Consider the following 13787-nt stretch of genomic DNA (forward strand, 5'->3'; position numbering starts at 1 on the left):
ATAGGGTGTTATGTCCGGAAAAGCGCAACAGCAGTCTCGTATTATTGAGTTGATCAAACTGGGTCGTGAGCAGAAGTATCTGACTTACGCCGAGGTCAACGACCACCTGCCCGAGGATATTTCAGATCCGGAGCAGGTGGAAGACATCATCCGCATGATTAACGACATGGGGATCCCCGTACACGAGAGTGCTCCGGATGCGGACGCCCTTATGTTGGCCGACGCCGATACCGACGAGGCCGCTGCGGAAGAAGCAGCCGCTGCGTTGGCGGCGGTGGAGACCGATATTGGTCGCACCACTGACCCGGTGCGCATGTACATGCGTGAAATGGGTACGGTCGAGCTTCTGACCCGTGAAGGCGAAATCGAAATCGCCAAGCGGATCGAAGAAGGCATTCGTGAAGTGATGAGCGCAATCGCGCATTTCCCTGGCACGGTTGACCACATTCTCTCCGAGTACACCCGCGTCACCACCGAAGGTGGTCGCTTGTCCGACGTCCTGAGCGGTTATATCGACCCGGACGACGGCATCGCGCCGCCTGCGGCAGAAGTGCCGCCGCCGGTCGATCCGAAAGCCGTCAAGGCCGACGACGACACCGACGACGATGAAGCCGACTCTTCCGATGACGAAGAAGAAGCCGAAAGCGGTCCGGATCCGGTCATTGCTGCGCAGCGCTTCGGCGCCGTGGCCGACCAGATGGAAATCACCCGCAAGGCCCTGAAAAAGCACGGTCGTCACAACAAGGCAGCGGTTGCCGAGTTGCTGGCCCTGGCCGAGCTGTTCATGCCGATCAAACTGGTGCCGAAGCAATTCGAAGCCCTGGTCGAGCGTGTACGCAGTGCCCTGGATCGTCTGCGTCAGCAAGAGCGCGCGATCATGCAGCTGTGCGTACGTGATGCACGTATGCCGCGCGCCGATTTCCTGCGTCAGTTCCCGGGCAACGAAGTCGACGAAAGCTGGTCCGACGCCCTGGCCAAAGGCAAGAGCAAGTACGCCGAAGCCATCGGTCGCGTGCAGCCGGACATCATCCGTTGCCAGCAGAAACTGATCGCGCTGGAAACCGAGACCGGTCTGACCATCGCCGAAATCAAGGACATCAACCGTCGCATGTCGATCGGTGAGGCCAAGGCCCGCCGCGCGAAGAAAGAGATGGTTGAAGCCAACCTGCGTCTGGTGATCTCGATCGCCAAGAAGTACACCAACCGCGGTCTGCAATTCCTCGATCTGATCCAGGAAGGCAACATCGGTCTGATGAAAGCGGTGGACAAGTTCGAATATCGTCGCGGTTACAAGTTCTCGACTTATGCCACCTGGTGGATCCGTCAGGCGATCACTCGCTCGATCGCCGACCAGGCCCGCACCATTCGTATCCCGGTGCACATGATCGAGACGATCAACAAGCTCAACCGTATTTCCCGGCAGATGCTGCAGGAAATGGGTCGCGAACCGACCCCGGAAGAGCTGGGCGAACGCATGGAAATGCCTGAGGACAAGATCCGCAAGGTACTGAAGATCGCCAAAGAGCCGATCTCCATGGAAACCCCGATCGGTGATGACGAAGACTCCCATCTGGGCGACTTCATCGAAGACTCGACCATGCAGTCGCCAATCGATGTCGCCACGGTGGAAAGTCTGAAGGAAGCGACTCGCGAAGTACTGTCCGGCCTCACTGCCCGTGAAGCCAAGGTATTGCGCATGCGCTTCGGTATCGACATGAACACCGACCATACGCTCGAAGAAGTGGGCAAACAGTTTGACGTAACGCGTGAGCGGATCCGTCAGATCGAAGCCAAGGCGCTGCGCAAGCTGCGCCACCCGACGCGAAGCGAGCATCTGCGCTCCTTCCTCGACGAGTGATACCAGAACCCCCGGCCCAGGCCGGGGGTTTTGTTTCATGGCAGATTAAATTCCCCGCTCCACCCTCCCCGCCCCATACCCCGTCTACACTCGAAACAATCCCCCCAAGCCCCGACGAGAGCGTTATGCCCAGACTGGCGCCCGTGCTGTTTCTGCTGTCATTGATGATCTGCACCGCCACGGCTGACGCGCTGACTCTCACCGATGAAGAACGCAGCTGGCTGGCGGCTCACCCTGACTTGCGCCTGGGTGTCGATGCATCGTGGCCGCCCTTCGAATTTCGCGACGACCAGAACCGTTATCAGGGTCTGGCTGCCGACTATATCGACGTGATCCGTCAACGTCTGGCGATCAAGCTGACGCCCATCGAACCGGTGAGCTGGACGGTGGTGCTGGAGCAGGTCAAGAAGGGCAAGATCGATTTGCTGCCGGGGATCATGTCTACGCCGGAACGCCAGAACTATCTGTCATTCACCCGGCCGTACCTCGACTTTCCGATCGTCATCCTCGCCCATGTCGGCGGCGCCCAGCCGCGCAAACTCGATGACCTGTATGGGCTGAAAATCGCCGTGGTGGACAACTACGCCCCCCACGAACTACTACGCACTCACCACCCCGACCTGAATCTGGTCGCCATGCCCAACGTCAGCTCGGCGCTGCAAGCCCTGGCGACTGATGAAGTGGATGCGGTGGTCGGTGACCTGGCTTCCAGCGTCTGGAGCCTGCGCCAGCTCAAACTCGACGGCCTCTACGTCAGCGGCGAAACCCCGTATCGCTATCAACTGGCGATGGCCGTCCCCCGCGACAACAAGGTGCTGGTGGGGATTCTCGACAAGGTCCTTGCCGACATGACGCCGGCGGAAATCAGCAGCATCCAGGAGCATTGGGTCGGCAATGTGCTCGACCATCGCTCGTTCTGGTCAGACCTGCTGGTGTATGGCCTGCCCGGTCTGTTACTGCTCATCACCGTCCTCGCCGTGGTGATTCGCATCAACCGCCGCCTGAGCTCGGAAATCACCCGGCGCATCGACCTCGAGCAGGAATTGCGCAGCAGCGAATATCACTACCGCGGCCTGGTCGAGAGCTTGTCGGCGATTGCCTGGGAAGCGCGGATGAGCGACTTCACCTACAGCTATGTCTCGCCTCACGCTGAAGACTTGCTCGGCTATCCACAGTCCCATTGGCTGATTCCGGGCTTCTGGCACAACATCATTCACCCCGCCGACCTGACCCGCACGCAGAACTATTGCAAGGAAGCGCTGCGACAGGGCCGCGATCACATCGTCGACTATCGCGTCATCACCGCCGACGGCCGCTGCCTGTGGGTGCGCGACATTGTCAGTCTGATCGAGCATGGCCACGAACCGGTGATGCGCGGTTTGATGATCGACATCAGCGAAATCAAGCGCACCGAAGAGGCGCTGCGCCTGTCGGAACAGAAATTCGCCTCGGTGTTCGAACAGTGTCCGGACATTCTGGTAATTGCGCGGCTGTCCGACGGCTGCTTGCTCGAGGTCAACGAGGCCTTCGAAGAGCAGATCGGTCTCAGGGCCGAGGACGTGATCGGCCAAACCGCCACCCACCTCAATATCTGGGGCATTCCCGGCGTCGGCCCGGGCCTGTTGCAGCGCTTGCAGGCTGGCAGCATTCGTAATCTGGAGATGCCCTTTCGCCGCAACAACGGCCAGGTATTCACCGGGCTGATTTCCGCCGAACCCTTCGACCTCGACACCACCCCGGCGCTGGTGGTCGTGGTGCGCGACATCAGCCAGCTCAAGGAAACCCAACAGCAATTGCAGACCTCGGAAGAGAAGTTTGCCAAGGCTTTTCATGCGTCGCCGGACGGTTTGCTGCTGTCGCGCCAAAGCGACGGCCTGTTGTTGGAGGTCAACGAAGGTTTCAGCCGCATCACCGGTTTCAACAGCGCCATGTCAGTGGATCGGTCAACGCTGGATCTCGGGATCTGGGTCAACCTCAACGAACGCAAACAGATGCTCGACCTGTTGCACCGCGACGGTTTTGTCCGTGACTTCACCTGCCATATCCGTCGCAGTGACGGGCAGATTCGCCTGTGTGAAGTCTCCAGTCGCCCGCTGCCGATCGGCGACGAAGACTGCATGCTGACCATCGCCCGGGACATCACCGAGCGCCATCTCATGCAGGAAAAACTGCAGCAGGCGGCGACGGTTTTCGAAAGCACCGCTGAAGGTGTACTGATCACCGACACCCAGCAACACATCAGCGCGGTCAATCGCGCCTTCACCGAAATCACCGGCTACAGCGAAAGCGAGGCGCTGGGCCACACGCCACGGCTATTGGCGTCTGGGCTGCACGACAGCGCGTTCTACGCGGCGATGTGGCACCAATTGACCGACGAGGGACACTGGCAAGGCGAGATTTCCAACCGGCGCAAGAACGGCGAGCTGTACCCGAGCTGGCTGACCATCAGCGCCGTGCGTAATCGCGACAAGTTCATCACCCACTTCGTCGCGGTATTCGCCGATATTTCCAGCCTCAAGCACGCCCAGGCCAAGCTCGATTACCAGGCCCACCACGACCCGCTGACCGGCTTGCCCAATCGCACTTTGTTCGAAAGTCGCCTGCAAATGGCCTTGACCAGCCAACAGGAAAATGGCGGCCAGGGCGCGGTGCTGTTTCTCGATCTGGACCGCTTCAAGCACATCAACGACAGCCTCGGCCACCCGGTGGGCGACCTGTTGCTCAAGGGCATCGCCGTGCGTTTGAAGGAACAGTTACGAGATATCGACACCGTCGCCCGATTGGGCGGTGACGAATTCATCATTTTGCTGCCGGGCTTGCAGCAAGCCAGCGACGCCGACAACATCGCGACGAAACTGCTCAATTGCTTCGGCGCGCCGTTCCAGGCCGGCGAACACGAGTTCTTCATCAGCGCCAGCATCGGCACCAGCCTCTATCCACGCGACGGTTGCGACGTGGCGACGCTGGTGAAAAACGCTGACGCGGCGATGTACCGTTCCAAAGCCAAGGGACGCAATCGCGTCGAAAGCTACACCCGCGACCTCACCGCCCAGGCCAGCGAACGCATAGCACTGGAACACGAACTGCGCCGCGCCATCGAGCGCGACGAGCTGTTTCTCTACTATCAACCGAAAATCAGCCTGGTCGACCACAGTCTGGTGGGCGCCGAAGCACTGATTCGCTGGCGTCATCCGACCTTCGGCGAAGTGCCGCCCGAGCACTTCATCCCGCTGGCCGAAGAGAACGGCATGATCCTGCAGATCGGCGATTGGGTGCTGGAAACCGCATGCCGGCAGATGTTCGAGTGGAACCGGATTTATCAACCGCTCGGCCCGCTGTCAGTGAACCTCGCCGGAGCGCAGCTGCGTCAACCGAACCTGCTGGTACGCATCGAGCAACTGCTCAAGGAAAACCGCCTCAGGCCGGATTTACTGCAACTGGAAATTACCGAGAATTTCATCATGAGTCAGGCCGAAGAGGCGCTGGCGGTGCTGCACCAGCTCAAACACCTCGGCGTACAGCTGGCGATCGACGACTTCGGCACCGGCTACTCCTCGCTCAGCTACCTCAAACGCCTGCCGTTGGACATTCTCAAGATCGATCAGTCTTTCGTCCGCGGACTGCCCGACGATCCCCACGACGCGGCGATCGTGCGCGCCATCATCGCGCTAGGGCGGAGCATGCAATTCACGGTGATTGCCGAAGGCGTGGAAACCCAGGCCCAACAACAATTCCTCGCCGCGGAAGGTTGTGAACAGATCCAGGGCTACATCGTCAGCCTGCCGCTGCCACCGGATGAATTCGCCGCCACGTTTCTGCATGTGACCGTATCGGATTTTTCGGATAGCACAGCCGCGAAACCGTCGCTATAATCCGCGGCCTACTGAGGGCCTATAGCTCAGTTGGTTAGAGCAGAGGACTCATAATCCTTTGGTCCACGGTTCGAGTCCGTGTGGGCCCACCAAATTGAAAAGCCGCGCTTAATGCGCGGCTTTTTTGTGGGCGAGTGATTGGGTTGCGTCTTGGCGTGCGCAATGTTCGGAAGACCTAACCAGAGCTGTAGGAAAGATCCGAAGCAGCGGTTTTGAGCGGTAAGACGTCTGTTGATGATGTCTTCGCAGGGATACTCTCGAGACGTCGCTGCTTATCAGCGACCGGGCTTGGAAATCCGTACAAATCAATACGTCCGGCGACAGTAACAATGGAATGGAAAGACCTGATAATTGGCGGACGCAAATACTGCATGGCGCATTTACAACCGTTCGAACTCGCATTTGAAGTGGCTGAGCAGCAGCTGGTTGTCAGGTTTGAATTCGGGTTCCACTGTTTTACCGATGACAAAGGTCACGGCCAGCCACTAAGACACAGGGGAGAAGTTCGGTATTTTTGTGCGGACCGCCACCACTGCAGCAGCCAGATTACGGATTACTTGCACAAACGCTTTTTCAAAGGCCTGGCTGTGCCCTTCTACGTAGAAAACAGTCAGCGCTATTACTGCCTGGACTTGCATGATTACGCGGTCTTTTTTTCTATCAGCAAGCCGCAGCACTCAACGAACCGTCTCAAACTCCGGATCATTTCCGCCTACGAGGTCGCTGAGTGGGGGCGGTCGAAGCTGCCGAAAGGAAAACCACATAACGTCCGCTACATCCTGGAAATGCGAAACACGGGAAAGTCCATTTGAGAGAAAGCAAAAAGCCCCGACGCATGCACATCGGGGCTTTCTGTAAATCTCAATATCGGCCTGTCCTTTCACGGTTTCCCGCTTATCCCGCTCACCGGCTAGGAGTAGCTTGCGCCACCGAAATCAACACCCTTTGCTTGCAAAGTTCCGGTCTGTGCTGACGTGCCGATGATAGCCCTTGAACCTGACAAGAGCAACCGTCACGGCCGCCAACTCCCCCCCATCAACCGATGGTGCTGCGAGTATGCCCAATGCAATTGACCCTGTAACATCCGTAATCTCACCGCCCCACGCCAATGGAGCCTCCCTTGCCAGACACCCGCCCCCCCACCCTCGACGCAATCGATCGCCAGCTGATCGCCGCGCTGCAAATCAACGCTCGCGAAAGCGTGGCCATGCTCGCCCGTCAGCTAGGCATTGCTCGCACTACGGTGACGTCGCGCCTGGCCCGGCTGGAAAAAGCCAAAGTGATCACCGGCTATGGTGTGCGCCTCGGTCAGCGCGTGGTCGATGGTGGCTTGCAGGCCTACGTCGGGATCAAGGTGCAGCCGCGCTCCGGCAAAGATGTGCTGCGGCGCTTGAGTGCGATGGCGCAGGTGCAGCAGTTGTGTGCGGTGAGTGGCGAGTTTGATTATGTGGCGTGGTTGCGCACTGATTCGCCGGAGCAGCTGGACCAATTGCTGGATCAGATTGGCAGCGTTGACGGGGTGGAGAAGACCACGACGTCGATCATTTTGAGCAGCAAGATTGATCGTGGGCAGCCGGTTTAAGGTTTTGATCGAGGTTCTCGGGTGAATTTCAGAGCCTCTCCGCGAGCAGTCTCGCTCCCACATTTTGGTCGGTGTGTAGTCGCCGCTCGTCATATTGATCGCTACTCTGGCAAAACGACGACACATTGCGTCTTATTAACGCGCTCCACGCTCCCTAGAATGGCTGGCATCTTTTCCTATACTCAGACGCGAATCCTGCGTCGGGTCGCCAACAAGGTCAGCCATGAACACGAACAATCGCCATCCTGCAGACGGGAAAAAACCAGTCACCATTTTCGGTCCGGACTTTCCGTTCGCGTTTGACGACTGGATCGAGCATCCGGCGGGTCTGGGCAGCATTCCTGAAGAGCACCATGGCGCTGAAGTGGCGATTGTCGGCGCGGGCATCGCCGGTCTGGTGGCTGCGTATGAACTGATGAAACTCGGTTTGAAGCCGGTGGTGTACGAGGCGTCAAAGCTCGGCGGTCGTCTGCGCTCGCAGGCCTTCAACGGCACCGATGCCATCGTCGCCGAACTCGGCGGTATGCGCTTTCCGGTGTCCTCCACGGCGTTTTATCACTACGTCGACAAGCTCGGCCTCGAGACCAAGCCTTTCCCCAACCCGCTGACCGGCGCTTCGGGCAGCACCGTGATCGATCTGGAAGGCGAAACCTATTACGCCGAAAGCCTGAAGGATCTTCCTGCATTGTTCCAGGAAGTTGCCGACGCCTGGGCGGATGCGCTGGAAGCCGGTTCGCAGTTTTCCGATATCCAGCAGGCCATTCGCGACCGGGATGTGCCGCGTTTGAAAGAACTGTGGAACAAGTTGGTGCCGCTATGGGACGACCGGACCTTCTATGACTTCGTCGCCACCTCGAAAGCCTTCGCCAAACTGTCGTTCCAGCACCGCGAAGTATTCGGCCAGGTCGGCTTCGGCACTGGCGGCTGGGATTCGGACTTCCCCAATTCGATGCTGGAAATCTTCCGCGTCGTGATGACCAACTGCGACGATCACCAGCACCTGGTAGTCGGCGGCGTCGAGCAGGTACCGCAAGGCATCTGGCGTCATGTGCCGGAACGCTGCGTACATTGGCCGGCCGGCACCAGCCTGAAATCCCTGCACCGTGGCGCGCCGCGATCCGGTGTGAAGAAAATTGCCCACGCGCCGGAGGGCCGTTTCGCCGTTACCGACAACAACGGTGACACCCGCGAATACGCCGCTGTGCTGACGACTTGCCAAAGCTGGCTGCTGACCACGCAGATCGAATGCGACGAAACCCTGTTTTCGCAGAAGATGTGGATGGCCCTCGACCGCACGCGCTACATGCAGTCATCAAAAACCTTCGTGATGGTCGACCGGCCATTCTGGAAGGACAAAGACCCGGAAACCGGCCGCGACGTAATGAGCATGACCCTCACCGATCGCCTGACCCGTGGCACCTATCTGTTCGACAACGGTGACGACAAGCCGGGGGTGATCTGCCTGTCGTACTCGTGGATGAGCGACGCGTTGAAAATGCTCCCACATCCTGTGGAAAAACGCGTCGAACTGGCCTTGAACGCGTTGAAAAAGATCTACCCGAAAGTCGACATCGCCGCACGCATCATCGGTGATCCGATCACTGTGTCGTGGGAAGCCGATCCGTATTTCCTCGGAGCCTTCAAAGGCGCCCTGCCCGGCCATTACCGCTACAACCAGCGCATGTACGCGCACTTCATGCAGGACGACATGCCGGCCGAGCAGCGCGGAATCTTCATCGCCGGCGACGATGTTTCGTGGACACCGGCATGGGTCGAAGGCGCGGTGCAGACTTCGCTCAACGCGGTGTGGGGCATCATGAAACATTTCGGCGGCTCGACACATAAAGAGAACCCGGGCCCGGGTGATGTGTTCAAAGACATCGGCCCTATCGCCCTGCCCGAGTAAGAGGATTCCCCGATGCGCGTAGCCGTTTACCAATGTCCAGCGCTGCCACTGGACCCCGTCGCCAACCTGCATCGCCTGCACCAGGTGGCGATGGAGGCCAAAGGCGCCGACCTGCTGGTGCTGCCGGAGATGTTCATCACCGGCTACAACATCGGCGCCGAAGCGGTCAGCACGCTGGCCGAGGTTTATAACGGTGAATGGGCGCAGCAGATCGGGCGCATCGCCAAGGCTGCGGGTCTGGCAATCGTTTACGGTTACCCGGAGCGCACCGCCGACGGGCACATCTACAACGCCGTGCAACTGATCGACGCCCACGGCGAGCGCCTGTGCAATTACCGCAAGTCGCATCTGTTCGGCGACCTTGACCGGTCGATGTTCAGCCCCGGCGAAGCAGAGTTGCCGGTGGTTGAGCTGAACGGCTGGAAGCTCGGTTTCCTGATCTGCTATGACCTGGAGTTCCCGGAAAACGCTCGTCGTCTGGCCTTGGCCGGCGCCGAGCTGATTGTGGTGCCGACGGCGAACATGATTCCGTTCGACTTCGTCGCCGACGTCACCGTGCGCGCCCGCGCCTTCGAAAACCAGTGCTACGTGGCTTATGCCAATTACTGTGGGCATGAAGGCGATATTCAGTACTGCGGGCAAAGCAGCGTGGCCGCACCGGACGGCAGCCGCATCGCCCTGGCAGGTCTGGACGAGGCGCTGATCGTCGGTGAACTGGACCGACAACTGATGAATGATTCACGCCAGGCCAACCGCTATCTCAGCGATCGCCGTCCCGAGCTTTACGGCGCGCTGAACCGTCGCTAATCCGCTAGCATGGGCACTTCACTGTTCTGGAAGTGCCCATGCCTGCACCGACTCGTCCCCTCCCCCACACTGAAATTCTGGCTAATGGCTTGCGCGTGACCCTGCGCCACGTGCCCGGCCTCAAGCGCAGCGCTGCCGTATTGCGCGTAGCGGCCGGCAGCCATGACGTGCCGTTGGCATGGCCGGGGCTGGCGCATTTTCTTGAACACCTGCTGTTTCTCGGCACCGAGCGTTTTCCGACAAACGAAGGGCTGATGGCCTACGTGCAACGTCACGGCGGGCAGGTGAATGCCAGCACCCGCGAACGCACCACGGACTTTTTCTTCGAACTGCCCGTGCCGTTGTTCGGCGCAGGGCTTGAGCGTCTGTCAGACATGCTCGCCCGGCCGCGTATGAATCTGGACGATCAACGGCGTGAACGGGAGGTGCTACAGGCAGAATTCGTCGCCTGGTCGCAAGATCCGACCGCACAGCAGCAATTTGCCTTGTACGACGGTTTACCAGAGCAGCACCCGTTGCGCGGGTTTCATGCGGGCAATCGGCGCAGCCTGCAGGTGGATTCGCCGGCGTTTCAAACGGCACTGAAGGGTTTCCATCAAAGGTTTTATCGCACCGGGCAAATGCATCTGAGTCTGGTTGGGCCGCAGAGCGTCGATGCGCTCCGAGAGCTGGCGCAGCAATTCGCAGCGGTGTTGCCGGTTGGGGATAAAGTTGCCCAAGCCACACCGCTACCGCTGACAGTGAAAAGTTATCAACAGGTCGGCGCTCACGCGAACCTGTTATGGGCCTTCGACGACTTACCCGAGTCATCCGCGGAGGCGATGGCCTTTCTCTGTCATTGGTTGAACAGCGCAAAACCTGGTGGGTTGCTCGCGTACCTGCATCAACAGAATCTGGCTGACAGCCTGAAAGCCGTGCCGGTTTATCAATTTGCCGGGCAGGCGTTGCTGCATCTGCAACTCAATGCCGATGGCGACCGCTTGCATGCCATCAACGAACAGCTGCTGGACTGGCTGAGCTTCTTCGCCCAGCAGGACTGGACGCCATTGCGCGAGGAATACGCCGCCCTGCTTCAGCGCCAACAACACGTCAGCGGAGCTTTGCAACTGGCGCGGTTCGACGTTGAGCAGCAAGCATTCGGCCTGTCCGAATCGGGTGCCGCCGCACTTGAGCACATCCTTCACGAAATCGGTGTTGTGGATAACTTCAGCAATCATTGGCGCCTGCCCGCGGCCAATCCTTTCCTGCGGGCCAGTGAACCGCTGGCCAACGCTGGTCTGATTCGCGGCCAGACCAGCGCCCACCGTGGCCTGCGCACGTTCGCCCAGGATCGCTCGCGCAGCCGCCGGGAACGCTCGCCGATGCATTTCAGTCAGGCGTTGCCGGACAACAGCGATGAAGGCGTAATTTATCTGCGTTGGCAGGTCGAGGCGGCGGCCAGCGCTGATCTGTGTTCACGATTGCAGCGAAGTCTGCGCCAGACACGACAGGATGCGTCAGAGGCCGGAGTGGATCTGTCTTTCAGTGCTGCGGGCAACCAATGGCTGCTGAAAATGACGGGGCTGCAAGAATCCATGCCCAGCGTCCTGGAGTATGCGCTGAAATGTCTGACGACTATTGACGCCGATTCGCCGCGCGACGAGACACAGATACCCTCGATGCCGCTGCGCCAATTGCTTGAAGCGTTACCGCAAACGTCCCTGCCCACGATTGAAGCCAGCGATGACGCCAAACGCCTGTGGACAACTTCGCGCTGGGACGGCCTCGCCTTCGGGCTCGACCAACAAACCCAATCAGCCATGGGCCTGGCGCTCAGCCGCATTCCCGGCACGCCCGACAACCAGCTGCCGATTACTCTGCACAACAATGCCGAGTACCGCTGGAGCCGAATCGACACGGCCTCCACCGAACATGCCTTGCTGCTCATCTGCCCGACCGCCAGCCATGACATCGCTGATGAAGCCGCTTGGCGCCTGCTCGCACAGCTGTGCCAGACGGCGTTCTACCAGCGCCTGCGCGTCGAACTGCAATTGGGTTACGCCGTGTTCAGTGCGTTGCGCCAGTTGCACGGGACGACTGCGATCGTCTTCGCCGTGCAGTCGCCTGCAACCCCGGTGGTCACCTTGCTTGAACACATTCAGGATTTCCTCAACGGGGTTCCAGCCCTGATCGAAACGCTCGGTGACGCCAGTATCAAGCAGCAGCGCGAAAGCCTCGCCGAGCAATTCAGTGATGCCACATTAGCCACCAGGGACGCCGCCGAACTCCTGTGGCAGGGCAAACTCGCCGGCCATTCGTCGGATTACCGTGAGCAACTGGTCGCAGCGATCAATCAACTGGATACGCGAGGCCTGCTGACCGCTGCGCAACGCCTGATCAATGTCGACGGCGGCTACCATTGCCTGGCCAATGAACCAATGCCCGGCGCGCCGTGGCAGGCGGCAAACTGATCATTACCGAGGCTGCAAGGAGCTTTCTCAAAGATTCACGGGTCATTACGCTGAAATTTTGAGTAACATAGCCGCCTAACTAATTGGAACATCATCGCGCTGCCGTGGACTATACCTATGGATAGCGCTATCCCAACCCACAGAAGGAGACACCTCATGGCCTGGACCAAACCTGCTTACACCGACCTGCGTATCGGCTTCGAAGTCACCATGTACTTCGCCAGCCGCTGAGTTCTGCCTACGCAGGATTGCAGTGCAACGCCTCGGCTCGCCGGGGCGTTTTATTTTCCGCGTTGAAATGATGGAGCGTTCATGTTCGTCCAGATTCTGGGTTCGGCCGCCGGTGGCGGTTTTCCGCAGTGGAACTGCAACTGCGTCAACTGCGCAGGCTTTCGCGACGGCAGCCTGAATGCCAAGGCGCGTACCCAATCGTCCATCGCCATTTCCGATGACGGCGTGAACTGGGTGCTGTGCAATGCCTCGCCGGACATCCGCGCGCAACTGCAAAGCTTCGCCCCGATGCAGCCAGGTCGGGCCCTGCGCGACACCGGCATCAGTGCGATCATCCTGATGGACAGCCAGATCGACCACACCACCGGCCTGCTCAGCCTGCGCGAAGGCTGCCCGCATCAGGTCTGGTGCACGGACATGGTTCACGAAGATCTCAGCACCGGTTTTCCCCTGTTCAAGATGCTCACCCATTGGAACGGCGGGCTGGACTGGAACCGCATCGAACTCGACCAGAGCTTCACCGTAGCGGCCTGCCCGAACCTGCGTTTCACTCCGCTGCCGTTGCGCAGCGCCGCACCGCCGTATTCGCCGCATCGTTTCGATCCGCATCCGGGCGACAACATCGGTCTGATCGTTGAAGACCTCAACACCGGCGGCAAGCTGTTCTACGCGCCAGGGCTGGGCAAGGTCGATGCGCCGTTGCTGGAAATCATGGCGGGCAGTGATTGCCTGCTGGTCGACGGCACGCTGTGGGACGACGATGAAATGCAGCGTCGTGGCGTTGGCACCCGCACCGGTCGCGAGATGGGCCACCTGGCGCAGAATGGCCCCGGCGGCATGCTCGAAGTGCTGGAGCAGTTGCCCGAGCAGCGCAAGGTGCTTATCCACATCAACAATACCAACCCGATTCTTGACGAAGATTCGCCGGAACGCGCGGAACTGGCGCGGCGTAATGTTGAAGTGGCGTTTGATGGCATGAGTATTGTGTTGTAAGCCGTAGATACCGATGCGCGGCCCTTCGCGAGCAGGCTCGCTCCCACATTTGGAATGCGATCAACCTGTGGGAGCGAGCCTGCTCGCG

General features: G+C 59.6%; 9 protein-coding genes and 1 tRNA gene. All 10 read left to right on the plus strand.

The genetic code is table 11. The features are described from left to right. Nucleotides 1–10: 10 nt before the first annotated feature. The 10 genes from rpoD (at nt 11) to pqqB (ending at nt 13699) form a co-directional block, all read left to right on the plus strand. The gene (gene rpoD / locus BLU71_RS19365) at nt 11–1858 is read left to right on the plus strand and encodes an RNA polymerase sigma factor RpoD (RefSeq protein WP_042610108.1); all 1848 of its coding nucleotides are present in this window, start codon (nt 11–13) and stop codon (nt 1856–1858) included. Nucleotides 1859–1983: 125 nt separating this feature from the next. Then, on the plus strand, nt 1984–5730 hold the full coding sequence (locus BLU71_RS19370; protein WP_042610107.1) for a bifunctional diguanylate cyclase/phosphodiesterase: 3747 nt from the start codon (nt 1984–1986) through the stop codon (nt 5728–5730). 15 nt (nt 5731–5745) lie between these two features. Beyond that, nucleotides 5746–5822: transfer RNA gene (locus tag BLU71_RS19375), tRNA-Ile, on the plus strand. Between the two features lie 279 nt (nt 5823–6101). Then, nucleotides 6102–6542, plus strand: a complete 441-nt coding sequence (locus BLU71_RS19380) for a hypothetical protein (protein ID WP_083354356.1) — start codon at nt 6102–6104, stop codon at nt 6540–6542. A 308-nt stretch (nt 6543–6850) separates the two neighbouring features. Next, nucleotides 6851–7312 carry an Lrp/AsnC family transcriptional regulator gene (locus BLU71_RS19385; protein WP_083353697.1) on the plus strand — a complete coding sequence of 154 codons (462 nt, stop codon included), beginning with the start codon at nt 6851–6853 and terminating at the stop codon, nt 7310–7312. A gap of 223 nt (nt 7313–7535) precedes the next feature. After that, nucleotides 7536–9218, plus strand: coding sequence for a flavin monoamine oxidase family protein (locus BLU71_RS19390; protein ID WP_083353698.1), 1683 nt, complete (start codon nt 7536–7538; stop codon nt 9216–9218). Between the two features lie 12 nt (nt 9219–9230). Beyond that, on the plus strand, nt 9231–10025 hold the full coding sequence (locus BLU71_RS19395; protein ID WP_065616549.1) for a carbon-nitrogen hydrolase family protein: 795 nt from the start codon (nt 9231–9233) through the stop codon (nt 10023–10025). A 38-nt stretch (nt 10026–10063) separates the two neighbouring features. Next, complete coding sequence (gene pqqF / locus BLU71_RS19400) at nt 10064–12475, plus strand: pyrroloquinoline quinone biosynthesis protein PqqF (protein ID WP_083353699.1); 2412 nt, start codon at nt 10064–10066, stop codon at nt 12473–12475. Nucleotides 12476–12631: 156 nt separating this feature from the next. Then, nucleotides 12632–12706 (plus strand): pyrroloquinoline quinone precursor peptide PqqA, encoded by a 75-nt coding sequence (gene pqqA / locus BLU71_RS19405; RefSeq protein ID WP_003444522.1) that lies wholly within the window; start codon nt 12632–12634, stop codon nt 12704–12706. 81 nt (nt 12707–12787) lie between these two features. After that, nucleotides 12788–13699, plus strand: a complete 912-nt coding sequence (gene pqqB / locus BLU71_RS19410; protein WP_065616547.1) for a pyrroloquinoline quinone biosynthesis protein PqqB — start codon at nt 12788–12790, stop codon at nt 13697–13699. Nucleotides 13700–13787 lie beyond the last annotated feature (88 nt).

It is taken from the genome of Pseudomonas moraviensis, from assembly GCF_900105805.1.
Taxonomy (GTDB): domain Bacteria; phylum Pseudomonadota; class Gammaproteobacteria; order Pseudomonadales; family Pseudomonadaceae; genus Aquipseudomonas; species Aquipseudomonas moraviensis_A.

What these genes read in the sequence shown, in the direction of transcription:
- rpoD (WP_042610108.1), top strand. Translation starts at nt 11, where the DNA reads ATGTCCGGAAAAGCGCAACAGCAGTCTCGTATTATTGAGTTGATCAAA.
- BLU71_RS19370 (WP_042610107.1), top strand. Translation starts at nt 1,984, where the DNA reads ATGCCCAGACTGGCGCCCGTGCTGTTTCTGCTGTCATTGATGATCTGC.
- BLU71_RS19380 (WP_083354356.1), top strand. Translation starts at nt 6,102, where the DNA reads ATGGCGCATTTACAACCGTTCGAACTCGCATTTGAAGTGGCTGAGCAG.
- BLU71_RS19390 (WP_083353698.1), top strand. Translation starts at nt 7,536, where the DNA reads ATGAACACGAACAATCGCCATCCTGCAGACGGGAAAAAACCAGTCACC.
- BLU71_RS19395 (WP_065616549.1), top strand. Translation starts at nt 9,231, where the DNA reads ATGCGCGTAGCCGTTTACCAATGTCCAGCGCTGCCACTGGACCCCGTC.
- pqqF (WP_083353699.1), top strand. Translation starts at nt 10,064, where the DNA reads ATGCCTGCACCGACTCGTCCCCTCCCCCACACTGAAATTCTGGCTAAT.
- pqqB (WP_065616547.1), top strand. Translation starts at nt 12,788, where the DNA reads ATGTTCGTCCAGATTCTGGGTTCGGCCGCCGGTGGCGGTTTTCCGCAG.